Genomic DNA, 26,069 nt, shown 5'->3' on the forward strand with positions numbered 1-26,069 from the left:
AATATTTAAAACGATAGAAAATTACAGTTGTATAGGGGGTAATATTATTATGGAGTGGAAACGTTCTATATGCTTTTTAGCTATATTTTCTTTTATTTTTTCCTCAAGTACATCCGCACAAGCAAATGTTGTGGAACCAGTTTTAAAAAATGTACGAAGTTATAAAATTTATTATGGTGAAGCAAATGAGCAAGTAGTTGAGAGACTTTCAAAGTACGACATGGTTATTATAGAGCCATATGCATTTACGAAGGAACAAGTTCAGCAATTAAAAAAATCAGGAACGGTAGTTCTTGGGTATGTTAGTGTTTTAGAATTAGAATCGTGGCATAAATCGCAAGTAGTTGAATCAGACTATTATTATAGAGATGGTAAGAAAATGAAGATTGAGCAGTGGGATACATATATTATGAATTTAGCTGATGAACACTACCGTGGGATTGTTGTGAATAAGGTGAAACAGCAAGTTATTGGAAAAGGAATAGATGGGGTGTTTTTAGATACAGCTGGTGATATTGATGACTATTTTTATGATCAGCCGTCTACACAAGGGAAATTTAGAGAAGCATATGTAAATTTATTAAAAGAAATTAAAAGTGTTGATTCCAACCTGCTTCTTATACAGAATTGGGGATTTGACACAATCAAAAATACATCCTTGAATTTTATACATGGTGTATTGTGGGAAGACTTCAATAAACAAGTTATTGCGAAAGATGAATGGAGTCAAAATTGGATGCGCTATTTTAAACAACAAAGTAATAAAATTGTAACGTTTACCGTTACTCCAAATAACGTATCTAAAAAATATAGTTCTATAAATGGATTTATTCCCACAATTAATCCGAATGATATTTATGATAAATAGCAATTATTAGGAATGGGAAACTATCATGATTGACTATGACAGCTTAGGTCAGTAATACGATTATCTTATAGAGATGAATGTATTACTGACCAGCCCCTATTACATAATAATGGACTTAATGAATTCGAACGAGCTGTTTATGGTACACTGTGTTACCTTCTTGGCTTGAATATGGTGGTAAGCTTCGTCCAAAGCAATTTGCAATAATGTTGGGGTAATCGTTATATGAAATTCGAATTTCATATAGATCTACAGTGTCATCTAAATCGGCGTAAAAAACGGCAAGGTTATTACTGTCGAGAGAGTAGGGAAAGCTTGCTTCTACATTTTCTCCGACTAGTACGGGAAGCTTTATTGGAGTAGAATAAGTAGACCAATCCCATACTTCTATAGTTATGTGATGGGGATAGTATTTATCCAAGTTCACAATGTTAACTACAGCAGAAATAGTATTAGATTCTTTCGTTAAAACGCCAGTTGAACGAACTACATATCGAGGAATTCCATGATGAAACATATACATCTTACCTTTCTAAAGAAATTAATATGAATTTAAAATATTCTATGTAAAGGATTAGTAGAATGAACTAGTATAAATGAATCATTCTATTAATTTTCATGGAAATAAAAGAGAATAATTTAAAAATCATCCCAGGTCTTGTCTTGTTGTTAGAGTGCGTTTATAATCAAGTAATCCTATTAACTTTTTGATAGGATTATTTCTTTTTGAAAGCGTTTTTAATTCGCGGTATTAGGGGAATGCTGTTACTTTCAAATACTGAAAAATTGAATGAGATTAAACAAGAAATTAAAGGTAGTTTCATTTCACTTTTTAAGGTAGGAAGTCTGACTTTCAACATGAAAAACTATGTATGTAGTTTTAAGTAAGAAGAAAGATAATAAAAAATATGATTTTTATATGGTGGGGAGGTTACAGTGTGAAAACATAAGATTTTCACACGAATATATATGGGTTATGTAGGATTATTACTTTCAGGTGCAGCTTTATTTTTAAATAGTCTTGTTATATTAGGCAAAGTAGAGATGAAAAGCGCAGGTATCTTTAATTTATTTGTAGGGGCATTACAAATTATTATACCGTTTTATTTAATTATGATTTCTGATCAAAGTAATTGGACGGTATATTCATATGCAGCTACTTTTTTATTTGGTTTAACTTATTTATATGTAGGCGTCACTTTTATTAAAGGAATGGATAGTAGTGGGCTAGGCTGGTTCTGTATGTGGGTAGCAATCATTGCTTTATTCTATATGGTCGTTTCATTTGTTCAATTCCACGATATTGTTAATGCGTTAACATGGTTTATGTGGGCATTACTTTGGTATTTATTCTTTGTGTTAAATGCGCAAAAAAAGAATATCAATCAATATCTTGGCAGAATTGCCTTTGTACAATCATGGGTAACATTGACGTTGCCTGCACTCTTTTATTTCATGGGAGTATGGGGAGAAGGCTTCGTATATGAACTATGGGTTTATGTATCAGTAATTTCTATTTTATATTGCTGCTATTGTATTTTTAAATATCGAGTACGTTAATATATTTTCTGTAGAAAAGCATGGAATCGTTAAACTAATTCCATGCTTTTTATATATTAGCATTTATAATATAGAGGTAGTATTTTACAATTTATCAAAATGGGGATGATGAAGTTGAAAAAAGTATTGGTACTAGGGGGAACAAGATTTTTTGGTAAACATTTAGTAGAAGCTCTTTTGCAAGATGGACACGATGTAACGATCGCGACGAGAGGAATTACGGAAGATTCTTTTGGAAGTGTAGTAAAAAGACTTATTGTAGATAGAGAAGACGAAAAACAACTAGCAGAGCGTCTAGAAGATAAAAGTTATGATATCGTATACGATAATTTATGCTATAGCTCGAATGCAGTGAAGATAATATGTGAAGTGTTACAAGGAAAAACGAAGAAATATATTATGACATCTTCAATGGCTGTTTACGAGCCAGCGATAGGCTTGTTAGAAGAGAACTTTAATCCGTACGAGTATGCTATTACGTATGGAGATAGAAATGACTTCAATTATAGTGAAGGCAAGCGGTTAGCCGAAGCGGTTTTATTTCAACAAGCAACATTCCCAGTTGTTGCAGTGCGTTTTCCAGTTGTTATTGGAGAAAACGATTATACGAAAAGGTTACAATTTTACGTTGAACATATTGTGAGGCAAGAACCTTTCGCCGTGAATCATCTAGATGGAGAGTTGTCATTTATACATGAAAAAGAAGCAGGGCAAGTTTTAGCTTGGTGCGGGATGAAGGACATAGAAGGGCCAATTAATGCTTGTAGCAACGGGATAGTTTCTACTCGAGAAGTTATTCATTTCATAGAAGAAAATACGGGAATAAAAGCATTCGTTCAAGAAGTAGGAGATAATGTAGCGCCTTATAATGAAGTGATTAATTGTACATTACATAATGGAAAAGCTAATGAATTAGGATTTCCGTTCCGAGAATTGAAAATAGAAATAGAAAAAGTATTACGTTATTACATACATGCAATGAAATAATCATAAATCCCCCGGTGGCAATCCGGGGGATTCTGGAGGATTTCGACAATACTAATTTTACATTACCAAACTTACCTTATACGCACGACTAATGCTTTTGTGATTGAATTGCTTGTAAATACTTTTCATTTACCCGGTCCCAGTTCACTGTATGCCACCAATTGGTAACAAATTCTGGACGCCGATTTTGATACTTCAAATAATAGGCATGTTCCCATACATCGATGACGAGTAATGGAATCTTTCCTTCTTGCAAAGGTGTATCTTGATTTGGTGTACTCATAACAGTAAGTTCTTCACCATCAAGGACAAGCCATCCGTATCCACTCCCAAAACGGCTAATTGCTGCTTTGGACAGTTGATCTTTTAAGTTGTCAAAGGTATTGAAATAATAATCAATTACTTTTGCAACGTCTCCATTCGGCTCACCACCACCTCGTGGGCTCATTACTTCCCAAAAAAGACTATGACAATAATGCCCACCACCGTTATTTCTGATAGCTGTAACAATTTCCTTTGGTAAAGTTTCTAAATTACATAGTAACTCTTCTAAAGATTTATTATGTAATTCCGTATAGTTTTCTAAAGCGGCATTCAAATTATTTACGTATGTCGCATGGTGTTTTCCATGATGAATAGAAAGCGTGTTGCTATCGATATATGGTTCTAGTTCATCATAGTCATATGAAAGTTTTGGCAATTGAAATGAAGGCATAACATTCCCTCCTTTCCCTCTAAAAGTTGGTTTAGGTAAAAATAGTTTACCTGAGTCAAAATTACACCTATTTTTCATACAAGTCAATAGTAATCTCTTTAATTTTCTGAAAAATATTACAATAAAAGTAACACTTCGACTTTCGTTTGTGACTCTTATTCTTTTTGCTTATACTGTAAAGTAGTAACGTTTTGTTGAAATAGAAGGAGATCGTTTATGAGTAAAACGAAACAATTAATAGAGGAAGCGAGTCATTTTATTACGATTTGCTATAAAGAGCTTAATAAAGAACAATTCATAGAAGAGCGTATGAGGGAAATTCAAATTGAAATAGGGAGTACGGGAACGTATGAGCATACATTTGAAGAACTTGTTCACGGATCGCGAATGGCATGGCGCAATAGTAATCGATGTATCGGAAGACTATTTTGGAGTAAGATGCACATATTAGATGCACGTGAAGTAAATGATGAGGAAGGTGTATATAATGCATTAATTCATCATATTAAATATGCAACGAACGATGGGAAAGTTAAACCGACAATTACAATTTTTAAGCAATATCAAGGTGAAGAAAATAATATACGAATTTATAATCACCAATTGATTCGATATGCAGGATATAAAACAGAAATGGGAGTGATTGGTGACTCTCATTCCACTGCGTTTACGGATTTTTGTCAGGAACTTGGCTGGCAAGGAGAAGGTACGAATTTCGATGTATTGCCACTAGTGTTTTCTATAAACGGGAAGGCGCCTATATATAAAGAAATTCCGAGGGAAGAAGTAAAAGAAGTGCCAATTGAACACCCAGAATACCCTATTTCATCACTTGGAGCAAAATGGTATGGGGTTCCAATGATTTCAGATATGCGCTTAGAAATTGGCGGTATTTCCTATACAGCTGCCCCGTTCAATGGATGGTATATGGGAACGGAGATTGGGGCGCGTAACCTAGCGGATCATGATCGTTATAATTTACTGCCGGCAGTTGCGGAGATGATGGAGTTAGATACATCGAGAAACGGTACGTTATGGAAAGACAAGGCACTAATTGAGTTGAATATTGCTGTATTACATTCCTTTAAAAAACAAGGAGTTAGTATTGTAGATCACCATACAGCTGCACAACAATTCCAACAATTTGAGAAGCAAGAAGCAGCTTGTGGACGGGTTGTAACAGGGAATTGGGTGTGGCTCATTCCACCGTTGTCGCCAGCTACCACTCATATTTATCATAAACCGTATCCGAATGAAATTTTGAAGCCGAATTTCTTTCATAAATGATATTTAGTATAGTTTTTTTCTGCAAAATATAATTTTTTTTAATTACTGTTATGTAGCAAATGGAAGCCTTTACTCTCGGTTATTTTTGGAAGGGGCTTTTTGAACCAAGGAGTTCCTTATGTTATAATCAAATTTCTGTTTCGAAGACCTTATAGAAATATAAGGTCTTTTGTTTTGCTTTTTTATGTAATAGGAATAGAAATTTTCTTTTAAATAAGGGATTTAGCATATTTTTAGGGACAACATAGGTGTGTAGAAAATCGATTAATTATTATGCTTATATAATCATTATGTTTTGGGTGTAAACGATAAAACATAATAAAGTTGTTTTTTTAGATTGCTGAGGAAGGAGGAAGTGTAAATGAGAATGAAGAGTCGAAAAACGGATTGGCCTGTATTTCTTATTAGTGGTGGCTCACTTTTATTATTTGTAATAGCAGTTATTTTAAATAAAAGTTACGTAGAGGGAGTCATTAATAGCAGTTTTGCAGCTTCAATTAAATACTTTGGTGCCTTTTGGCAGGTTTTATTAATTGGTACATTTGTTGTTGCAATGTGTATGGCGTTTTCGAAATATGGGAGAGTTAAACTTGGAGGGCTAGAAAAACCTGAGATTAGTACGACAAAATGGCTCGCTATTATTATGTCTACATTACTTGCCGGAGGTGGCGTTTTTTGGGCAGCCGCAGAGCCGATGTATCATTTGATGACGGTGCCACCAATACATGAAGGTATAACTGCTGGAACGAAAGAAGCGGTAATGCCTGCTTTAGCACAAAGTTATATGCACTGGGGTTTCCTGGCTTGGACGATTTTAGGTACAATTAGTGCGGTAGTTATGATGTACGGGCATTATCATAAAGGTATGCCGTTAAAACCTCGAACGCTTTTATATCCTATTTTTGGAGAGAAATTGCGAAAGAGTTGGCTTGGAACAATGATCGATGTATTTGCCATTATTGCGGTAGCTGCAGGGACAATTGGTCCAATCGGATTTTTAGGACTACAAGCAAGTTATGGGTTACAAGCATTGTTTAACATTCCTGATGTGTTTACTACTCAATTAGCCATTATTGTTTGTGTAGTAGCTGTTTCTACTATATCTGCGGTAACGGGAATTGATAAAGGGATTCAAATTATAAGTAATTTAAATGTTAGGTTAGCAGTTTTATTAATGGTATTCGTATTACTGTTTGGACCAGGTGGATTTATCATTGATTCATTTGTTTCTTCGTTTGGATTTTATATAAATGAATTTATTCCAATGGGCACATATCGTGGTGATACAGGTTGGTTAGGGTCGTGGACAATCTTTTTCTGGGGATGGTTTATTGGATACGGACCGATGATGGCAATTTTAGTGAGCCGAATTTCAAGAGGAAGAACAATCCGAGAAATCATCGTTGCAATTGGAATTATCGCACCTATTATTACAACGTTTTGGTTTACTATACTGGGCGGATCTGGTGTGTTTTATGAGTTAATGAAGCCAGGATCTATTTCGGTGGCATTAAGTGAGTCGGGTATGCCAGCGGCTATGATTGCAATTACACAACAATTACCACTTTCTAATATTATCGGACCGGCATTTCTTTTATTAACAATTTTATTTGTAGTTACAACAGGAGATTCAATGGCCTATTCCATTTCAATGGCAGTGACCGGAGATGGAGATCCAAGAATTAGCTTACGAGTTTTTTGGTCGCTTATTATGGGCGCAGTTGCAGCAATTCTTTTATATATGGGTGAGGGAAGTATTAATGCACTACAATCCTTCATTGTAGTGACGGCTGTTCCAGTATCCATTCTGTTATTCCCAATGCTATGGCTAGCGCCTAAAGTTGCAGGGGAACTAGCCTTAAAACAAGGTATTGTAAAAGAAGAAGAGAAAACCTCCTTCTTGTTCCAAAAAGCTAGTAAATCAAAATAAATAATTGTATTTATATAAAAAGAGGAAGCATTTCATTTGAGATGCTTCCTCTTTACTATTTATTTAACTACTTTTCTCGAAGGGGATAGTACCCTGTACAGTTTCAATCTATTCTAATACTTTATCTTTCGTCTCTGGGACACATAATAGCATTGTAACTAAACCAATTGGATAAATAATGAAGATGAGAGATAGTGCTCCCATTAAATTACCACCTGCAGCAAGTAAGCCGATAATAACGGGTCCAAATCCAGCTAACCCACGTCCTGTACCAAAAATAAAGTTCTCTGCTGTCGATCGAGCTTCAGCAGGATAGTTTTCAGCTAAAATTGCTCCGAATCCCCCCATCATGCCATTGGCAAAGAATCCAAGCAATGCACTTCCCCATAACAATGATGTTGAGTCTGTGAATAAGAAGAAGTAAATGAGACAGTATATAGTACCACCGACATAATAGATTGTAAAAGTTTTACGGCGACCAATTTTATCGGCTAGAATACCAAAAGTTGCAATTCCAATTAGCATGCCGATCGTAGAGATGAACATCCAACCGCTCGCTTTTGCTAATGTGTAGTTATATTTATTCGCTAAAATAGTTGGCATCCATGTGAAAATTCCATAATACCCGAAGTTCTGGATGAATGACATAATAATAAGACCGATGGTTGTTATCGTTACTTTTTTATTGGCAAATAACTTTCGAAGCGGGAACTTTTTCATTTGCTTTAGTTGTTCAGCCTCAGTAGTTGTTAAATTACCTTCAGCCTCTTTTTGTAACAGTTCTTTTTTGTATTGTTGTTTTTGTTCCCATATTTTCGGTTCACTTAAACTTTTGCGGACGTAAACAGCTAATAAAGCGGGAATGAGTCCAAATAAGAAAACAGCTCTCCATCCAAAATGCGGGACGATAAATGCTGGAAGGAGTGAAGCGACTAGTACGCCAAATTGCCATCCAAGTGCAACAACGGATGTCGCCTTAGCTCGCATTTCTTTAGACCATGTTTCAGTCACGATGGCCATCCCAATACCGAATTCACCACCAACTCCCATTCCAACTAAAAAGCGAAGAATTAATAATTGCCAATAATCTGTTGCGAAATAAATGAGTGCGGTTGCGAGTGAAAATAGTAAGATTGTGAAGGCCATTGTACGGATACGTCCAAATAAATCAGCGATAAATCCAAATAAATAAGACCCGATTAGCATTCCTATTGTGGTGGCTAATGTTAAGTTTCCACCTTCAACAGGGCTTAAATGAAATTCTTTTAAAATGTAGACGAGTACGAAAGATAAGAGCAACATATCTAAACCTTCCGCCGCATATCCTAGCGCAGAACCAAATAATGTTTTATATCTTTTCTCCTTCGTCTCCTCTGTTGTTGATTGTACATCAGTAGTGACGTTCATCATTACTCCTCCTTATTTTCTCCTACAGTCGCTATGGAAGAATAACAAAAGGCCTTCTCACCTGATATGATGAGAAGGCCAAAAAAGCATACGTATTCCTAAAAAAGGCCATACGTATAGTATATTCCGACTTCCTTCTCAACCTCACGGGGTTGGGTTAAAGGACTGTATTATATTACTTTATTTTTAGCACTCTTCTATTAGATTGTCAAATAAAGAGGGAATTATTATATGTAAAATATTTCAAAAGATATTTCATTCTTCTTGACGCCCACTTCATTATCTTCCCATAATAAAACTAACGAATATAAAAAAGGAATGAATTAAAGATGCTAAATTTAGTACTTATGATGATTGAACGCGTCGGTCTTATTGTTATTTTAGGATTTTTACTCTCTCATATTAAAACATTCCGACGCCTTCTTCACAGACAAGATGGATATGTAGATAAGTTTAAGCTTATTTGTATTTTTTCAGTGTTTACAATTGTAAGCAATTACACTGGGATTGAAATAGCAGGGAATACAATTATGAATGAAAATTGGTTACAAGGTGTTTCTTCATCGAGTACAATCGCGAATACACGTATTATGGGTGTTGGAATTAGTGGATTGCTTGGTGGGCCTATCGTCGGAATTGGAGTAGGTTCTATTGCGGGTATTCATCGTTATATGCTTGGCGGTACGACGGCAGTAAGTTGTGCAATTTCATCAATTTTGGCTGGGATTATAACAGGTTATATTGGATACATCTTCAAAAAATATAATCGTACAATTACACCTAAATTTTCAGCGGTTTTAAGTGTTTTTATCGTTTCTTTAGAAATGGTCATGATTCTATTAATTGTAGAGGATGGAATTAGTATCGTGAAAACAATTGCGATACCGATGATCCTTGTGAATAGTTTCGGGAGTTTTATTTTACTTTCTATGATACAAGCTATTTTACGTCAGGAAGAGAATGCAAAAGCTCTGCAAACACATAAAGTATTACGAATTGCCGATAAGACATTACCATATTTCCGCCAAGGGTTAACAGAAGAATCTTGTAAACATGTGGCACAAATTATTCACCGCTTTACGGGAACGGATGCGGTATCCTTAACAGATACAGAGGAAATTTTAGCTCACGTTGGATTAGCATCAGATCATCATATTCCGTCACACAGTTTAATAACAGGTTTATCAAAATCCGTATTAAAAACAGGGAAAATAATGAAAGCGAAGTCGCGTGAGATGATTAATTGTCAACATGAAGGGTGCCCATTACAAGCGGCAGTTGTTATTCCATTAACTTCACATGGGAATACGATAGGAACATTAAAGCTTTATTTTAAAAACTCTAATCAATTAAGTCGTGTTGAAGAAGAGCTAGCGGAAGGGTTGGCGAAAATCTTCTCCACACAGCTTGAGTTAGGTGAAGCTGAGTTACAAAGTAAGTTATTGCAAGATGCTGAGATAAAAGCGCTGCAAGCACAAATCAATCCGCATTTTTTATTTAATGCAATTAATACAGTATCAGCTCTATGCCGAACGGATGTAGAGAAAGCGAGAAAATTATTATTGCAGCTTAGCGTTTATTTTCGCTGTAATTTGCAAGGGGCGCGCCAATTACTTATTCCATTAGAACAAGAGTTGAATCATGTACATGCATATTTATCGTTAGAACAAGCGAGATTTCCGAACAAGTATGAAGTGAAGATGTACATTGAAGAAGCACTAAAGGTAACTTTAGTTCCACCATTTGTGCTTCAGCTATTGGTTGAAAATGCACTACGCCATGCTTTTCCGAAAAAGCAGCCAGTGTGCCAGGTTGAGGTACATGTGTTTGAAAAGGAGGGGATGGTTCATTTTGAAGTGAAGGATAATGGACAAGGGATTGAGAGTGAGCGTCTAGAGCAATTAGGAAAAATGGTAGTTCCATCAAAGAAAGGGACTGGAACAGCTTTATACAATATTAATGAGCGACTTATCGGGTTATTTGGGAAAGAGACAATGCTTCAAATTGAAAGTGAATTAGAGCAAGGGACAAAGATCCTCTTTGTGATTCCGAAAAAAGTAGAGGAGGAAAAACGGAGTGTTAAAAGTATTAGTAGTTGATGATGAAATGTTAGCACGGGATGAATTGAAATATTTATTAGAGCAAACAAAAGAAGTAGAGATAATTGGTGAGGCGGATTGTGTAGAGGATGCATTAGAAGAATTAATGAAAAACAAACCAGATATTGTTTTTCTAGATATTCAATTATCTGATGATAATGGATTTGAAATCGCAAATATATTAAAGAAAATGAAAAACCCACCTTCAATTGTGTTTGCTACTGCCTATGATCAATATGCATTGCAAGCATTTGAAGTAGATGCGTTAGACTACATTTTAAAGCCATTTGATGAAGAACGTATCGTACAGACATTAAAGAAATATAAAAAACAAAAGCAAATGAAGTTAGAAACAAAGCAAGATGTAAAGAGTGTAGATGTAACGGCCGAGATGCATAAATTAGCATTACCAATTGAGGAATCAATTGTACTTGTTAACATTGAAGATATTATTTATGTAGGGCTTGTAGATGGGAAAGTAACTGTAAAAACAATGAAAGAAACATATGTAACACATGATACGCTTGTCATTTTGGAAAAGAAATTACCACAAACAATTTTTATGCGTGTTCATCGTAGTTTCGTTGCTAATATTAATCATATTTCTGAGATACAGCCGTGGTTTAATTCGACTTATAACTTAATTATGAAAGAGGGATCCAAAGTCCCGGTTAGCCGTACATATGCAAAAGAACTTAAAAAGCTGCTTCGTATTTAAGAAGCAGCTTTTTGTATTTCGTCTGCCTATTTTTGTAACTAATTTTGTATATTTGACGTTCTGTTATGTAAACGCTTACAGTTTTATTTTTATCTTATACAATAAAGGTACCAAATCGAAAGAGGTGGCCAAAATGAGTACGAAAAAAGTATATAGTTTCTTATCACAAGCATTCATATTTTCAGCTATTATGTTAGTTTCTAATATTATTGCAACGCATTTACCAATTCCGATGCCTTCATCGGTGATCGGATTAGTTATTTTATTTAGCCTATTATGTTTAAAAGTTATTAAATTGGAACAAGTTGAATCACTCGGAACGGCTTTAACAGGTATTATCGGATTCCTTTTCGTTCCATCAGGTATTTCGGTTATTAATTCTCTCGGTGTAATGGGACAATATTTTGTACAAATTTTAACTGTAATTGTTGTCGCAACAATTATTTTACTCGCTGTAACAGGATTATTTGCACAATTTATTTTAGGAAAAGACGATAAAGAAATAGAAGGTACGAAAGAATTGAAAGTAGTAAATAAAGGACGCAAGCACGGAAAGGTTGCGTAACCAATTTAGTATATATTGTTAGGAGGGAATGAACATGGCAAGCACAATGACTCCATATTTCGGAATCGTCGTTTCATTAATCGCATACGGAATCGGAACATTATTATTTAAGCATTCAAAAGGATTCTTCTTATTCACACCATTATTCGTAGCGATGGTATTAGGGATTGTCTTTCTAAAAGTAGGTAACTTTACTTTTGAAGAATATAATACTGGCGGAAAAATGATTAGCTTCTTCTTAGAACCAGCAACAATCGCTTTTGCAATTCCATTATATAAACAAGTTGATAAGTTAAAAAAATATTGGTGGCAAATTTTATCGGCTATCGTAGTTGGATCTATTTGTTCAGTAGTTGTTGTGTTCATTGTCGCAAAAGCAATTGGTCTAGATACAGCTGTAATGAACTCAATGTTACCGCAGGCAGCAACAACAGCAATTGCATTACCAATCTCTGAAAGTATCGGTGGTATTCCAGCAATTACATCATTTGCAGTTATCTTTAATGCTGTTATCGTATACGCATTAGGAGCTTTATTCTTAAAAATATTTAGAGTTAAACATCCGATTGCTAAAGGTTTAGCGCTTGGAACAGCAGGACATGCGTTAGGGGTTGCAGTAGGTATTGAAATGGGTGAAGTAGAAGCAGCTATGGCCAGTATCGCTGTGACAGTGGTTGGTGTCGTAACAGTGGTGGTTATTCCAATGTTTATGCCGTTTATTGGATGATAAAACTTACTAAAAAAAATATAAAAGCAAGTTATTTGTAGGACGGATTTCTACTGATAGCTTGCTTTTTATGTTACAGTAGTGGTAAGACCTATTGAAGGATAAAAGTTTCCTTAAATCTTCATTAATACTACGTATAATGCGTTCTGAAATAGGTCATTGTATTGTAAAATAAGAAGTAACATAATATATAGCACAATTAACGGGTGGTTAGGGTTGAATATAAATTGCTCGCAATGGCTTTAATATTAAAGGATAATTATAAGTAGAAAATAGAGAGAGATCTACTTGTTAACGTTTTACTTTATAGGACAGGAGAGAGTACTCGTCGATTATGCAAATAAAAAACCTGTTTCAAAGCAAAGGATTTCAGAGGTTAATCGTATTAGTATTACTTGCTCTCATATTGTATGGGATGCAAAGTATGTTAAATTTAATTTTAATTACGTTTATGTTGACGTATTTAATGGATCGATTCCAAAAGTTTATTTCTCGTAAATTAGATCATTTCATGCCAATTAATCGAAAAATTATTATAGCGCTTTTATATGTAATGTTAGTGGCGGGAATTGCCATTACGCTATTTAAATATTTACCGGTATTAACAATACAAATTTCACAATTGATTTATCAATTTAATGTATTTTTAAGAAATCCACCTGATAGTGAATTAATTAAGTATGCAGTTAATGCTGTTAATCATATGGAGCTTTCTAAATATGTGGGGCAAGGCGTAGACATTTTGTATAAATCTATTACGAATGTTGGGAAATTTGGCCTTCAAGTTTTACTTTCTGTAATTTTAAGTTTATTTTTCTTACTTGAAAAAGCACGTATCGTTGCTTTTACTTCGAAATTTAAAGAAAGCCGACTTGCAATTTTCTATAACGAAATAGAGTATTTCGGAAAGAAATTTGCACGTTCATTTGGAAAAGTAATCGAAGCACAATTTTTAATTGCAATTGTTAACTGTGTTTTATCTGTTATTGCATTATGGATATTAGGATTCCCGCAATTACTAGGTTTAGCGTTAATGATTTTCTTGCTTGGTTTAATTCCAGTGGCGGGTGTTATTATCTCGTTATTCCCACTCTGTATGATTGCTTACAATATTGGCGGTATTATGTATGTCGTTTATATTGTAGTTATCGTAACAGTAATTCATGCACTTGAGAGCTATGTATTAAATCCGAAGTTTATGTCTCAAAAAACAAACTTACCAATCTTCTACACATTTATGATATTAATTTTCTCTGAGCATTTCTTAGGTGTGTGGGGACTTATTATCGGTATTCCAATCTTCATTTTCTTATTAGATGTCTTAGATGTGACAAGTGATGAAATGGAGAAGGACGTTGGAAAAAAATAAAGTGAAGTAAAGAAAAAGCATCGATGTTCGATGCTTTTTCTTTTATAACATGACGTTCCTTATGCCATACTGTAAGGAGAAGATAGAATAGGGGTGAAATAATGGCTGTAAATGAAAAGATAGAATTGGCTACGTTTGCCGGAGGGTGTTTCTGGTGTATGGTTTCGCCATTTGAAGAGATGGAAGGGATTATACAGGTCGTTTCGGGTTATACAGGTGGTCATAAAGAGAATCCAACGTATAAAGAAGTGTGCGCGGAAACAACGGGACATTATGAAGCAGTACAGATTACATTTGATGCAAATAAAATGCCGTATGAGGAATTGTTAAATATATATTGGAAACAAATTGATCCGACCGATATTGGAGGCCAATTCCACGACCGCGGGCAGTCTTATGAAACAGTGATTTTTTATCACGATGAAGAACAACATAAAAAAGCAGAAGCTTCAAAAGAAGAGCTCGAGAAGAGTGGGCGTTTTTCGAAGCCGATTGCTACAAAAATATTACCAGCTAGTACGTTTTATCCTGCTGAAGAATATCACCAAGGATATCATAAGAAAAACACATTCCGTTATGAGTTATACCGTAAGGGTTCAGGGCGAGATGCCTTTATTAAGCAACATTGGCCAAAGGATCGTGCTCATTTACAAGAAAAATTAAACGAGATGCAGTTTTATGTAACACAGGAAAATGGAACTGAACCACCTTTTCAAAATGAATATTGGAATCATAAAGAAGAAGGACTTTATGTAGATATTGTTTCAGGTGAGCCGTTGTTCACCTCTATGGATAAATTCGATAGTGGATGCGGGTGGCCAAGTTTTACGAAACCAGTTATGTCAGCTAGTGTGAAAGAAAAAATGGATGTTAGTCATAATATGACGCGTACGGAAGTGAGAAGTAAAGAAGGAGATTCACATCTTGGGCATGTATTTCCAGACGGTCCAGGACCAAATGGTCTTCGTTACTGTATTAATTCAGCGGCGCTACGCTTTATTCAAAAAGAAGAGTTAGAAAAAGAAGGATATGGTGATTTCCTAATCCTTTTCGGAAATAAAAAATAACCTCGCAAGTAGCAAGGTTATTTTTTTTATTTTACTTTTTTCTTTTGAAATTTGCTTAGTGCTTCGTAAACGATTGGAACAATAAGAAGTGTTAATAACGTTGAACTTGTTAATCCACCAATTACAGTTACACCAAGTCCTTTAGAAATTAAGCCGCTGCCTTCAAATCCTAATGCAAGTGGGATAAGAGCCCCGATTGTTGCAATTGCAGTCATTAAGATAGGGCGCAGGCGTGTTGTACCAGCTTCTAATAATGCTTCACGTGTTGATAGGCCGTCATTTTCTTTATGAATAACGCGGTCAATAAGCACAATTGCGTTCGTTACAACGATACCAATTAGCATAAGAGCCCCAATCATCGCAGATACACTTAACGTTTCGCCAGAGATTAATAAGGCAACGAGTGCACCAATGATTGTGAATGGTAGCGAGAATAAAATTGCGAATGGTGCAAGGGCACCGCCAAATGTAACGACAAGAACGAAGTATACAATGGCAATCGCAGCTAGCATCGCTAAGCCAAGTTGTTTGAATGATTCTTGAATATCTTTTGTAACACCGCCCATAGAAACATCTACACCAGAAGGAAGATCCATTTTATCTACTTCTTTTTGAACAGCGGCAGATGCTTTTGAAACGTCATCAGATGTTAATTTTGCACTAACTTCCGCATAAACGCGGCCATCTCGGTGCGTTACTGTATTAGAAGTTTCACCTTCTTTTACAGTCATAACATCTTTAACAGCAACTTCATTACCGAGTGGTGTTGTAATTTTGCGATTCGTTAAATCATCAATTGTTTCATAACTTTGTTTTTCAGCTTCTACATATACATTTACATCTTTACCGTCTTTTTTAATTGTTGTAAGAACAGGGCGATCATGTTGATTAGAAAGTCCCATTCCGATTTGGGCAGCCGTTAGGCCCATTTTACTTAGCTTTTCTTGATCTGCTACTAAAGTGTACTCTGCATATGTTTTCGCAATGCTAGAGTCTACGTCTTTTAAGTCTTTATTTTTCTTCATGATATTTTGAATGTCTTTAACGACAGGTTTAATTTCTTCAGAGCTATCTCCGTAAACGTATAGTTTAATTTCATTGCTACCGCCACTTGCTCCGAAATCTTGGCTTTTCCATTCGCCTTTTCCAGACATCTTTTGTAAATCTTTAACGACTTGTTCTTTCTCTTTTTCAAAGTTTTTCGTATCGTTATCATATTGAACGAAGAACATTGCTTGATTTGTTTGACCAGGGCTCATTGGGTTTTCGCCGCCTAATGAGAATTGAATCGTTTTGACGTCTTTATTATCTTGGAAATGCTTTTCAGCCTTCGTTGCAATTTTTTCGACGTCTTCTAACGTTTGACCTGGTTCAGGTTTGTACGTTGCAATAATCATTTTCTCTTCTTCAGATGGTAAGAAGCTGACACCGATAATTGGTACAAGTGCAAGGCTACCTACTAATAGAAGAACAGCGATACTTGATGTAATAATTTTATGGTTTAACGCCCATTCAAGTATACGTTTATAACCGTTTGCTAATTTACTTGGTTTTTCTTCATGATGTACCTCTTTTTCTCTCATGCTCTCTTTCTTAAATAAGGAGTGAGCTAGCATTGGTACGATTGTAACAGCTACCAGTAACGATGCTAATAAAGCAAAGACGATAGTTAAGGCGAATGGTAAGAACATTTCACCAATCATACCTTTTACAAGTCCAAGCGGTAAGAATACAGCAATTGTTACAATGGTAGAAGACATGATCGGGATAAACATTTCTTTCGTAGCTTCACGAATTAAATCTTTCCCGCGTAGTTTTTCTTCTGATAACGACATACGTCGGTAAATATTTTCAATAACAACAATTGAGTCATCAACAACGCGTCCGATAGCGACTGTCATTGCTCCAAGCGTCATAATGTTCAGCGTAATATCCATTTGTTTTATAACTAAAACAGCAATTAATAAAGAAAGTGGTATAGAAACGACAGAGATTAACGTTGTTCGGATATTTCGTAGGAACAACATAATAATAACAATCGCAAAGATAGCCCCGAAAATTGCTTTGCTAAGCATTGTCTCAACTGATTTCTCAATCGGTGCACCTTGATCGAATGTTGAGATGATCTCTAAGTCTTTATATTTTTTCTCAAGGTCTTTTACTTTATCTTTAACTGCATTTACAACATCAACTGTGTTTGCATCAGCAGCCTTCACAATTTGAATTCCGATTGCTTCTTTTCCATTTGTTCGAGAAATAGATTCTGCTTTTCCAACTTCTTTAATATCGGCAATTTCTTCTAATGCAACCGTTGGTATGCCGTTCATAGCAGCTGGATTCATTGGTGGTGTTTGTGTTCCAGCGCCAGCATTTTGATTACCTTGACCATTCGGTGATGAAGGGATAGCTGGAATTTTTAATTCTTTTAATGCTTTAATTGTTGTAATGTTACCATCTACAACCACTGATTTTTCCGTATCTTTAAATGTATATAAACCAAGAGGTAAAGATACGTCCGAACCTTTAATTATATTTTTTACAGTATCTTCACTTAAACCCAATTCTTTCATCTTGTCTTTTTTGAAGACGAGCTGTACTTCGTCTACTTGTTGACCTGCGATTTGAACAGATGCGACACCATCAAGTCCTTTTAATCCAGGAACAACATTTTTTTCTACATTTTCTGTTAAGGCAGCTAAAGATTCATTTTTACTCGCTACGCTTAATGAAATAACAGGAAAGGCATTAAAGTTTACTCGTGAGACTTTCGGGTCTTTCACACCTTCTGGCAGTTTCACGTTTGCGAGGGCTTCTTTAATTTCCGTTTCGGCTTTTTCCATATTTTTATCAAAATCATATTCTACTTGAATAGAAGATGCGTTTTGAAAAGATGATGAACTAACAACGTTCACACCGCTTAAATTTTGCAGTTGCTCTTCCATCGGTTTTGAAATTTTGTCAGCTACTTCTTCTGGCGTAGCACCAGGATAAACCGTCGTTACTGTTACAATAGGCGTTGTAATATCAGGAATTGTTTCTAATTTCATATTCATCCCAGAATAAATGCCTGCAATGGTAACAATAATCGTTAGTAGCCAAACCGCGAACTTATTTTTTAACGAGAAATTGATAAGTTTGTTCATGTTTGCGCTCCCTTTTTATTGTATTGACCAACTGGTCAGTCTAATACATAATATAACTGACTGATTGGTCAGTCGTCAATGAAAAGAGATGGTATAATAAAATCAAACTGTAAGTAGTCGGTTACCTATTCTTTCTGATCATTGGCTTTTGCCAACCAGGTTTTACAGATGGAAAGGCTTCTATATAAATCATTTACTCCATTAAATTTGAGATGAGAAGTTTTATTTTCAGTTAATGTGGAATAAAATCAAGTTTGAATTTACATAAGATGCGAGATTAAATTTAGGAGAGAAAATATGAAAGAAAAAGAGCGTTTAATTATAGAGATGGCTATGAAGTTATTTGCGGCTAAGGGTGTAAGTGCAACATCAGTACAAGAAATTGTAACCGCATGTGGTATATCAAAAGGAGCTTTTTATTTATATTTCAAGTCAAAAGATGAGCTATTATTGGCCACACTTCGATATTATTATGACAAAATCCAAAAGAAAATGCTGGATTTTGAAAAAGAATCTTTATTACCACGTGAAAAATTTGAAAAACAATTATATTGTCAGTTTACTGATGTGCAAAAACATAAAGAATTTATTATTATGCATGCAAGAGAAAATGCAATTCCGTTTAATAAAGAAGTAGAAGAGTTCATGATGAGAATGAAGTTAGAGTCCCATGCATTTTATCGGAATAGCCTACTGTCTATTTATGGAGAAAAGGTTCTTCCATACTTGTTAGATTTAGTAATTATGGTGGAAGGGATATGCCGTGGATATTTAGAATTGATTATTTTAAATGCACCGGAAATTGATTTATCCTATGTTTCGACCTTTATTTTACAGAGGATAGATAATTTAGTAGAGGGGCTTCTAGAATCTTCTGAAGAGCCTGTTCTGCATGAAGAAAGGCTTGGAGAATTTCTTTGTAAATCAGAGCTCATTAAGGAACAGGTGAAGGAACATTTTCTAAGTGAAATTATTGTATTTAAACGAACATTAGCCGATCAATTAGAAAATGATGAGTTACTTGTGACTTTAGATGTTTTAGAAGCAGAAATGAGATTGCAAAATCCAAGGATTCCAGTCATTCAGGGGATGTTATCTAATCTAGGGGTATATCCAAATTTAAAGGAATTCCGCTTGCGAATTATGGGGTATTACAATATAAAAAGGTAACAATGATGTTTTTCATTGTTACCTTTTTTATTATACGTTCACTGTTTCTTTTTTCTGTGCAGTTTCATCTTCTGCAACATTAATTGTCTCTTTTACGATATAAATTGGGCGGTTTTTACTTTCGTCATAAATACGAGCAATATATTGACCGACGATTCCGAGACCAAGTAATTGAATGCCACTAAAGAATGTAATAGCGACCATAATGGATGCCCAACCTGTTTGAGTATCATTTCCGATAATTTTCACTGTGATTGTGTATAATAAGACAGCAATGGAAATGAGAACTGATAATAAACCTAAAGACATGACGATTCGTAACGGTTTTGTAGAAAATGCAATAATGCCATCTGATGCAAATTTAATCATTTTCTTTAATGGATATTTTGTTTCACCAGCAAAGCGCTCATCACGTTCATATTCAACATACGTTTGGCGGAAGCCAACCCAAGACATCATACCGCGGATAAAGCGATTTCGCTCAGTCATTTGATTGAAAACATCAGCTACTTTACGATCGATGATTCGGAAATCACCAGTATCTTTTGGGATATCGATATCAGACATGTAGTTTAAGAATTTATAGAAATATTTAGCTGTTAAAAGTTTAAACCAAGTTTCACCTTTACGTTGTTTACGCTTTGCATAAACAACTTCATATCCTTCTTCCCATTTTGCAATAAGTTCAGGAATAACTTCAGGTGGATCTTGTAAGTCTGCATCTATAATTACAATAGCGTCACCTTTTGCGGCAGCAATACCAGCTGTAACGGCTATTTGGTGTCCAAAGTTACGTGCAAAATTAACGATTTTTGTACGGTAATCATTTGCTGCAATCTCAGATAAGATTTCCATTGTACGGTCTGTGCTACCGTCGTTTACAAAGACAAACTCATAATTAATATTATTTTGAAGCATAACGGACTTTAAACGATTATAACATTCCTGCGCTACTTCTTCCTCGAAGTACATAGGAACTACAACCGAAATTAATTTTTCCATGCTAATCCCCCTATAGTTTGAATAATTTTGTTTATAGGCTTGTTTCAGTCTGACTAAAAGTCCATATTTTATTGAGGGAAAAGTTTATAATCATACCAATACTGATTGCGAAAATTTGTGCAATAAATTCATTGATTGAAAATTTATCTACTAGTATAAACAAACTCAATGTATTAAAAGCAAGTACGATTAAATTCACGGTTAAAAATTTGGTAAATATTAGTAAACTTTTTCCGCTAGATTGAAATACCCAATTTTTATTCCAATAATAGCTATTAGCAACACCGATTAAATAGGATAGTATATTAGCAACTAGGTAATTCATCCCTAGTTTTACTAAAATAAAATAGCTAATGATTGTAATGAGTGTATTAAAGATTCCTACTAAACTAAACTTTAAGAGTTTCTCCATAATAATATCCTCATCTTCATAATAAAATATAAGTAAATTAAGAAATATAGAAGAGTTATTCATACATAACAAGTAAAAATTATACCATATTTCCAACTTTCATGTGAATTTAATTATAAAAAATTGCCCTCAAACTTTACATTGTGCGCAAAATTGAGGGCAACTATAAATTCATTGAAGGAGATCTTTTTATTTTTATGAGACCTTCTTTTTCGATATTAGACTATAACATATATATATTCCGTAGCTTTGAATTATTGTAAAGCTAGGAATGATGAAGTATCGATACCTTGTTTGGACTTCGATTAAGAAATGAATAGCTACGTAACCGATTATTAATAATAAAAATAGCGTGTAATGTGTTTTGTCTTGTTTAGTCATGATGAGATAAAGGAGTGATAATGTACAAAATAGCATAGCTGCAGTATACATGTACTTTTCATATTTTGTAAGGTCATCTTTTAACGACACCATATCATTATCTGTCTTTTCTAGTGTTACTAGGCTCCATAATGGAGCGGAGTCATAATCTGCCCACATGAGTACAAATTTATCGCCAAATAAAGATAAAACCTTCTGTGGATCAGATAGTCGCTCTTGAATTAGCTTTTTTTGAGCAGCCGTTCGTTCTTCGCCAAGTTCAATTGACATAATATATTCTGCATCTTCACCAGAATAGCCACCTTTTGTCTCATGATTAAATCCTAGTGTGAATTTCCAAAGCGGATCACGGTTAGATAGAGGGTATTGTGTAATTCCGGAATATATAAATGAATAACTTACAACTTGATGTATAAGATAAAATACAATGAAAATACCACCAAGTTTTTTTATAGAAATGAAAATTTCTTGTCTTGATTTTCCTAATATACCTTGTAAAAAGATATAAATAGTTACTGCAATTAAAATTATAGCACCAAGTGGACGCATGATGTCTCCTAAGGATAGGGAAACCCCAATAAAAATCCACATATACTTATGGCTTAGACCTTTTGTAATTAATAAATAAAATCCTAGATAAAATAGGAACACGGCAAGGTGTTGATTTGTTAGTACTGAGCTCAATACAATACTTGGGATATATACTGCATATAGTAATCCGGCTATTCGTCCAGACCACTCATTAAATATTTGAGAAGTTATTTTGTAAATTAGTAATGTTGTACCTGTACAATACAGTATATTTAAAAATTTTAGGAGAAACGTCCCTTCACCAAATAACTTAATAATAAAAGCTTGGTACATTGTAAATCCAAGTTGGTAAACCCATGAAGTATAATATGTACTTTGTGTAAAGCTGAAATCTCCTTTAGCAGCTTGGACAGCACTATTGTACATCATTGCAAAGTCTGTTTCTACAGGAGTTTGAATATTGAGAACCCAGATTAATCGAATAGAAAAAGCTAAAAAGATTAGTGAAATAGAAAAAACTACTTTCGACATATATTTATTAGAAATATAGCCGAAAAGTAAAAATATAGCACCTATTAGAATAACAACTGGTATTAGAACAAGGAGGCGAGTATCATCGTGTTCCTTAATCACTACTATTGAATGCCATGTGATAGCGCCAGAAATAATTAAACATAATATTAATAAAAATTTCACGAAAAATGTATTAAGTTTTAGAGGAAATGTACTTTGCATTATATTTAAAAACTCCTTATCAAATTTTATAACTATTTCAAATCAAATTCCCTTTACACACTAAGTTACAGTGTAAAGGGAGGATTTTAGTTTTTAGATAATTAAGAGTTTTACTGTGCCCACTCTTCCACATTCCAAACTTTTGTAATCCAGCCTTCATAAAATTCTGGTTCGTGACATACAAGAAGGATTGTCCCTTTATATGCTTTCAGAGCTTTTTGAAGTTCTTCCTTTGCTGTAACATCAAGATGGTTTGTTGGCTCATCAAATAGGATCCAGTTACTTTCTTCACCCATTAACTTACATAAACGAACTTTTGCTTGTTCGCCACCACTTAATTGATTTAGCGGGCGAGAGATATGCTCATTTTTTAATCCGCATTTCGCTAACATTGCACGAATTTGATGTTGGTCCATGCTAGGGAATGTGTTCCAAACATCATCAATTGGTGTTATATTATCCGCTTTTACTTCTTGCTCAAAGTATGCAGGCTCTAAGAAGTCACCAAGACTCGTTTTACCGCTTAAAGGTTTAATTTTTCCTAAAATTGTTTTTAGTAATGTTGATTTACCGACACCATTACATCCAACGATAGCAATTTTTTCACCGCGTTCAATTGTCATTGTTAGTTTTGGTAATAATGGATGTGTATATCCGATTTCTACATCTTCACCTTCAAAGACGAAACGGCTACTTGCACGACACTCTTTAAATGAGAATTCTGGCTTAATTGCTGTTTCAGGACGATCAATACGCTCCATGCGATCAAGTTGTTTTTGACGACTTTTTGCACGACCTGTCGTTGAATAACGAGCTTTGTTCTTTGCAATAAAGTCTTCCTGCTTTTTAATAAACTCTTTCTGTTTTTCATAAGCATTTATATGTTGATTTTTATTAATTTCGGCTAACTCTAGGAATTTTTCGTATGTCGCTGTATAGCGCGTCATTTTTGTAAATTCTAGATGGAAAATAACATCAACGCATTTGTTCATAAATTCCGTATCATGAGAAATTAATAAGAATGCATGTGGATATTCTTTTAAATAATTAGTTAACCAATGAATATGTTCAACGTCTAAATAGTTAGTAGGCTCATCGAGTAATAACACTTCTGGTTGCTCAAGTAATAGCTTTGCAAGTAATACTTTTGTACGTTGTCCACCACTTAGTGCTGAAACATCACGGTCTAAACCGATTGCATCAATTCCAAGACCTCTTGCTGCCTCTTCGATTTTCATATCTAGTAAATAGAAACCACCTGCTTCGAGAGCATCTTGGATTTCTGCCATCTGCTCAAGAAGGTCCTCTAATTCTTCCGGTGTTGCCGTTCCCATTTTTTCTGCAACTTCATTTAAAGCTTTTTCTTTTTCAAATAAAGGTAAAAACGCGTCAGCTAATACATCACGAATTGTGCGACCAGGTGTTAAAATTGTATGCTGGTCTAAGTAACTGTAATTTGTACCAGGTGTCCATTCTACACGGCCTTCATCATGGATAAGTTGACCAGTAATAATATTCATAAATGTTGATTTACCAACACCGTTTGCACCGACTAATCCAACATGTTCTCCTGCTAGTAAACGCATGGATACATCTTTAAATAATGTGCGATCGCCAAATGTGTGTCCTAATTTTTCGACTGTTAATAAGCTCATAGTGTCCCCCGTCCATTTCAAAATAGTGTCTTGAATCATGATACTAAATTCTTGAGTATAATGCTATCCTTTCAAAATGTATATTTTTGCAAGATTAACATTGCATTGTTTCTGGGAAAATATAGAGTGTAATTGAAAGATGTTTAATTACATTGTGGGATATGAAAAAGGTCGTCGAGAAGAGCTGGTGTTATGAAGGAACAAAAGAAACGATTTTATATGTAGAGGGTAATAAATAAAAAGCCAAGTTCTTTTTCATAAAGATGAAAAAGAACTTGGCTTTTATGCTATTTTCTTACCTAGCTTTTTATTTACAAATCCTAAAATCAACCCGCGTATTTGTGGATCAATTGCAAGGCCAATAATACCGTACAATATACCAGTAAGTGTTAGGGCTACCAGTGGTGGTAAGTTAATTAATACTGTGCGGTATAGGGCGTAACTGATTATAAATGCTAGTGTATTAAATACAATCCCTTTGAATAGTAATGTAAATCCTTTACGAACGAATAAAGTAAATCCGATTAATAAAGTAACCTCAGTAATGATAGCAGCCCCCGCAGCTCCCATCATTCCAAATTGGCTACCTAATACGATGTAACTTACGATAGCGACAGCTAATCCAATTCCCATCGTTGTCGCACGCTTCCACTGTTGACCAATAGTTGTTAAATTATCAGCAAGTGGATAGTTGATAGATTGTAAAATAACCATAAAGGCTAAAATTGCAAGAGCATCACCGGCTGGCGCATATTGTTCACCTAATAAAGTAACAATCCAAAAGCTTGGATCAGCGATAAATGGAATGGAAATTCCCATTCCTAAGAAAGACATAAGTTTTAATTCGAACTGAGATAGTTTTCTATGTTCATCAATATTCTTTTCATTTCCAAAAGCAAATAATTTTGGGTAAAAAGCTGCTGCAATTACACCAGGTATTTGATAAAGGACAGCAGGTATTTTAGAAGCAGCTCCAAAGAATCCAACTTGCTCATACGTTGAAACTTTTTCTAATATAATGGGCCCTAACTGTGGTAAGAGCATAATGATAATGCCATTGATTGTGAAAATGAGCAATTGATCTAAAATACCTTTATCCCAGCCCTTATGAACTGTTGTATGGCGAATTACCATTATAAAGGCGATGAGTCCTGTTATGAGACTGGATATCCCGTACATGGCAGCAACCATCATAAGTGACCATTTAAAGGACATTCCTAGTAGAAGAGCAGCTGCGGCTGTTACACCTTGTATTACAGAAATAATCGCTGTAAATTGCATGCGTTCTGTTACTTGGAAGTAAGCCATCCCAACACCTTGTAAAGTGGCTCCAAACATTGTCGGCAGTACAACCCAATATACCATCGCACGTAAGTAAGCATCAGGATAGAAGAACTGAGCGAAAATAGCGAAGAGCACAGAAATTACGATAGCTAATACTAAACGAATACGTAAATAACTACTAATTAGTACGCTAATGTTAGCGTTGCTTCTCGTTCCTTCACGCATAAATGTATGTGTCAAACCTGCATCTGTAAAATAACAAATAACAGCAGAAACTGCTAAAGCAGTTGTAAACATCCCATACTCCTTTGGTGAAACATATCTTGCAAAGAAAATGGTCGCAATAGCAAGTACAAATCGAACAGTAATATTTCCTACAAATAGGTAGGAGGCGTTTTTAAGGATTTTATTTGTTTTCATGGAACAAGACCTTTCTATTTTTCAGGACGCACTTCGT

Annotated in this window: 21 protein-coding genes; 12 read left to right on the forward strand and 9 right to left on the reverse strand. The window is 34.8% G+C overall.

The window, feature by feature from the left end:
* The first annotated feature begins 49 nt into the window (after positions 1 to 49).
* Positions 50 to 868 (forward strand): endo alpha-1,4 polygalactosaminidase, encoded by an 819-nt coding sequence (locus tag SJY24_RS03135; protein WP_377863709.1) that lies wholly within the window; start codon positions 50 to 52, stop codon positions 866 to 868.
* Positions 869 to 983: 115 nt separating this feature from the next.
* Here SJY24_RS03135 and SJY24_RS03140 read toward each other — a convergent pair whose 3' ends face one another.
* Positions 984 to 1,385, reverse strand: a complete 402-nt coding sequence (locus SJY24_RS03140) for a hypothetical protein (protein ID WP_377863711.1) — start codon at positions 1,383 to 1,385, stop codon at positions 984 to 986.
* Between the two features lie 452 nt (positions 1,386 to 1,837).
* On the opposite strand from SJY24_RS03140, the gene SJY24_RS03145 reads away from it, so the two are divergent.
* Both SJY24_RS03145 and SJY24_RS03150 read left to right on the forward strand, forming a co-directional pair.
* Complete coding sequence (locus tag SJY24_RS03145) at positions 1,838 to 2,428, forward strand: AmiS/UreI family transporter (protein ID WP_377863712.1); 591 nt, start codon at positions 1,838 to 1,840, stop codon at positions 2,426 to 2,428.
* A 105-nt stretch (positions 2,429 to 2,533) separates the two neighbouring features.
* Positions 2,534 to 3,415 (forward strand): NAD-dependent epimerase/dehydratase family protein, encoded by an 882-nt coding sequence (locus SJY24_RS03150; RefSeq protein ID WP_377863713.1) that lies wholly within the window; start codon positions 2,534 to 2,536, stop codon positions 3,413 to 3,415.
* Between the two features lie 88 nt (positions 3,416 to 3,503).
* On the opposite strand, the gene sodA is transcribed toward SJY24_RS03150, so the two are convergent.
* Positions 3,504 to 4,130, reverse strand: a complete 627-nt coding sequence (gene sodA, locus SJY24_RS03155) for a superoxide dismutase [Mn] (RefSeq protein WP_377863714.1) — start codon at positions 4,128 to 4,130, stop codon at positions 3,504 to 3,506.
* 216 nt (positions 4,131 to 4,346) lie between these two features.
* Here sodA and SJY24_RS03160 point away from each other — a divergent pair, with 216 nt between their 5' ends.
* Positions 4,347 to 5,417 carry a nitric oxide synthase oxygenase gene (locus SJY24_RS03160; RefSeq protein ID WP_377863715.1) on the forward strand — a complete coding sequence of 357 codons (1,071 nt, stop codon included), beginning with the start codon at positions 4,347 to 4,349 and terminating at the stop codon, positions 5,415 to 5,417.
* 361 nt (positions 5,418 to 5,778) lie between these two features.
* Positions 5,779 to 7,347, forward strand: a complete 1,569-nt coding sequence (locus SJY24_RS03165) for a BCCT family transporter (RefSeq protein WP_377863716.1) — start codon at positions 5,779 to 5,781, stop codon at positions 7,345 to 7,347.
* Between the two features lie 108 nt (positions 7,348 to 7,455).
* Here the strand turns inward: SJY24_RS03165 and SJY24_RS03170 are convergent, their stop codons facing one another.
* A complete protein-coding gene (locus tag SJY24_RS03170) occupies positions 7,456 to 8,754 on the reverse strand; it encodes an MFS transporter (RefSeq protein WP_377863717.1) in 1,299 nt (432 codons plus the stop codon).
* A 329-nt stretch (positions 8,755 to 9,083) separates the two neighbouring features.
* Here SJY24_RS03170 and lytS point away from each other — a divergent pair, with 329 nt between their 5' ends.
* The 6 genes from lytS to msrB all read left to right on the forward strand — a co-directional run bounded on the left by lytS (position 9,084) and on the right by msrB (position 15,299).
* Entirely contained in the window at positions 9,084 to 10,853 is a 1,770-nt protein-coding gene (gene lytS / locus SJY24_RS03175) for a two-component system sensor histidine kinase LytS (RefSeq protein ID WP_377863718.1), read from the forward strand.
* The gene (locus tag SJY24_RS03180) at positions 10,831 to 11,571 is read left to right on the forward strand and encodes a LytR/AlgR family response regulator transcription factor (RefSeq protein WP_377863719.1); all 741 of its coding nucleotides are present in this window, start codon (positions 10,831 to 10,833) and stop codon (positions 11,569 to 11,571) included. Before lytS ends, SJY24_RS03180 begins: the two co-directional genes overlap by 23 nt.
* 133 nt (positions 11,572 to 11,704) lie before the next feature.
* Positions 11,705 to 12,136 (forward strand): antiholin-like murein hydrolase modulator LrgA, encoded by a 432-nt coding sequence (gene lrgA / locus SJY24_RS03185; protein ID WP_377863720.1) that lies wholly within the window; start codon positions 11,705 to 11,707, stop codon positions 12,134 to 12,136.
* A gap of 34 nt (positions 12,137 to 12,170) precedes the next feature.
* On the forward strand, positions 12,171 to 12,863 hold the full coding sequence (lrgB, locus tag SJY24_RS03190; RefSeq protein WP_002166379.1) for an antiholin-like protein LrgB: 693 nt from the start codon (positions 12,171 to 12,173) through the stop codon (positions 12,861 to 12,863).
* 334 nt (positions 12,864 to 13,197) lie between these two features.
* Entirely contained in the window at positions 13,198 to 14,232 is a 1,035-nt protein-coding gene (locus tag SJY24_RS03195; RefSeq protein ID WP_002016425.1) for an AI-2E family transporter, read from the forward strand.
* Positions 14,233 to 14,333: 101 nt separating this feature from the next.
* A complete protein-coding gene (msrB, locus tag SJY24_RS03200) occupies positions 14,334 to 15,299 on the forward strand; it encodes a peptide-methionine (R)-S-oxide reductase MsrB (protein WP_377863721.1) in 966 nt (321 codons plus the stop codon).
* 26 nt (positions 15,300 to 15,325) lie between these two features.
* On the opposite strand, the gene SJY24_RS03205 is transcribed toward msrB, so the two are convergent.
* Positions 15,326 to 18,442 carry an efflux RND transporter permease subunit gene (locus tag SJY24_RS03205; RefSeq protein ID WP_377863722.1) on the reverse strand — a complete coding sequence of 1,039 codons (3,117 nt, stop codon included), beginning with the start codon at positions 18,440 to 18,442 and terminating at the stop codon, positions 15,326 to 15,328.
* 297 nt (positions 18,443 to 18,739) lie between these two features.
* Between SJY24_RS03205 and SJY24_RS03210 the strand changes: the two genes are divergently transcribed.
* Positions 18,740 to 19,612 (forward strand): TetR/AcrR family transcriptional regulator, encoded by an 873-nt coding sequence (locus SJY24_RS03210; protein ID WP_377863723.1) that lies wholly within the window; start codon positions 18,740 to 18,742, stop codon positions 19,610 to 19,612.
* A gap of 30 nt (positions 19,613 to 19,642) precedes the next feature.
* On the opposite strand, the gene SJY24_RS03215 is transcribed toward SJY24_RS03210, so the two are convergent.
* The 5 genes from SJY24_RS03215 to SJY24_RS03235 form a co-directional block, all read right to left on the reverse strand.
* Complete coding sequence (locus SJY24_RS03215; RefSeq protein ID WP_377863724.1) at positions 19,643 to 20,614, reverse strand: glycosyltransferase family 2 protein; 972 nt, start codon at positions 20,612 to 20,614, stop codon at positions 19,643 to 19,645.
* 31 nt (positions 20,615 to 20,645) lie between these two features.
* The gene (locus SJY24_RS03220; RefSeq protein ID WP_377863725.1) at positions 20,646 to 21,026 is read right to left on the reverse strand and encodes a GtrA family protein; all 381 of its coding nucleotides are present in this window, start codon (positions 21,024 to 21,026) and stop codon (positions 20,646 to 20,648) included.
* Positions 21,027 to 21,221: 195 nt separating this feature from the next.
* Positions 21,222 to 22,673 carry an ArnT family glycosyltransferase gene (locus SJY24_RS03225; protein ID WP_377863726.1) on the reverse strand — a complete coding sequence of 484 codons (1,452 nt, stop codon included), beginning with the start codon at positions 22,671 to 22,673 and terminating at the stop codon, positions 21,222 to 21,224.
* A gap of 110 nt (positions 22,674 to 22,783) precedes the next feature.
* Complete coding sequence (locus tag SJY24_RS03230; protein WP_377863727.1) at positions 22,784 to 24,328, reverse strand: ABC-F family ATP-binding cassette domain-containing protein; 1,545 nt, start codon at positions 24,326 to 24,328, stop codon at positions 22,784 to 22,786.
* Positions 24,329 to 24,610: 282 nt separating this feature from the next.
* Positions 24,611 to 26,032, reverse strand: a complete 1,422-nt coding sequence (locus SJY24_RS03235; protein ID WP_377863728.1) for an oligosaccharide flippase family protein — start codon at positions 26,030 to 26,032, stop codon at positions 24,611 to 24,613.
* Positions 26,033 to 26,069: the final 37 nt, after the last annotated feature.

The sequence above is a fragment of the Bacillus sp. R86525 genome (assembly GCF_042466195.1).
In the GTDB taxonomy this organism is placed as follows: Bacteria; Bacillota; Bacilli; order Bacillales; family Bacillaceae_G; genus Bacillus_A; species Bacillus_A nitratireducens.

Bases quoted from the DNA above. Each gene is read 5' to 3' on its own strand.
- sodA (WP_377863714.1), bottom strand. From the start codon at position 4,130: ATGCCTTCATTTCAATTGCCAAAACTTTCATATGACTATGATGAACTA.
- SJY24_RS03150 (WP_377863713.1), top strand. From the start codon at position 2,534: ATGATGAAGTTGAAAAAAGTATTGGTACTAGGGGGAACAAGATTTTTT.
- SJY24_RS03225 (WP_377863726.1), bottom strand. From the start codon at position 22,673: ATGCAAAGTACATTTCCTCTAAAACTTAATACATTTTTCGTGAAATTT.
- SJY24_RS03230 (WP_377863727.1), bottom strand. From the start codon at position 24,328: ATGAGCTTATTAACAGTCGAAAAATTAGGACACACATTTGGCGATCGC.
- SJY24_RS03205 (WP_377863722.1), bottom strand. From the start codon at position 18,442: ATGAACAAACTTATCAATTTCTCGTTAAAAAATAAGTTCGCGGTTTGG.
- SJY24_RS03170 (WP_377863717.1), bottom strand. From the start codon at position 8,754: ATGAACGTCACTACTGATGTACAATCAACAACAGAGGAGACGAAGGAG.
- SJY24_RS03195 (WP_002016425.1), top strand. From the start codon at position 13,198: ATGCAAATAAAAAACCTGTTTCAAAGCAAAGGATTTCAGAGGTTAATC.
- lytS (WP_377863718.1), top strand. From the start codon at position 9,084: ATGCTAAATTTAGTACTTATGATGATTGAACGCGTCGGTCTTATTGTT.
- SJY24_RS03140 (WP_377863711.1), bottom strand. From the start codon at position 1,385: ATGTTTCATCATGGAATTCCTCGATATGTAGTTCGTTCAACTGGCGTT.
- msrB (WP_377863721.1), top strand. From the start codon at position 14,334: ATGGCTGTAAATGAAAAGATAGAATTGGCTACGTTTGCCGGAGGGTGT.
- SJY24_RS03210 (WP_377863723.1), top strand. From the start codon at position 18,740: ATGAAAGAAAAAGAGCGTTTAATTATAGAGATGGCTATGAAGTTATTT.
- SJY24_RS03135 (WP_377863709.1), top strand. From the start codon at position 50: ATGGAGTGGAAACGTTCTATATGCTTTTTAGCTATATTTTCTTTTATT.
- SJY24_RS03165 (WP_377863716.1), top strand. From the start codon at position 5,779: ATGAGAATGAAGAGTCGAAAAACGGATTGGCCTGTATTTCTTATTAGT.
- SJY24_RS03235 (WP_377863728.1), bottom strand. From the start codon at position 26,032: ATGAAAACAAATAAAATCCTTAAAAACGCCTCCTACCTATTTGTAGGA.
- SJY24_RS03215 (WP_377863724.1), bottom strand. From the start codon at position 20,614: ATGGAAAAATTAATTTCGGTTGTAGTTCCTATGTACTTCGAGGAAGAA.
- SJY24_RS03145 (WP_377863712.1), top strand. From the start codon at position 1,838: ATGGGTTATGTAGGATTATTACTTTCAGGTGCAGCTTTATTTTTAAAT.
- lrgA (WP_377863720.1), top strand. From the start codon at position 11,705: ATGAGTACGAAAAAAGTATATAGTTTCTTATCACAAGCATTCATATTT.
- SJY24_RS03220 (WP_377863725.1), bottom strand. From the start codon at position 21,026: ATGGAGAAACTCTTAAAGTTTAGTTTAGTAGGAATCTTTAATACACTC.
- lrgB (WP_002166379.1), top strand. From the start codon at position 12,171: ATGGCAAGCACAATGACTCCATATTTCGGAATCGTCGTTTCATTAATC.
- SJY24_RS03160 (WP_377863715.1), top strand. From the start codon at position 4,347: ATGAGTAAAACGAAACAATTAATAGAGGAAGCGAGTCATTTTATTACG.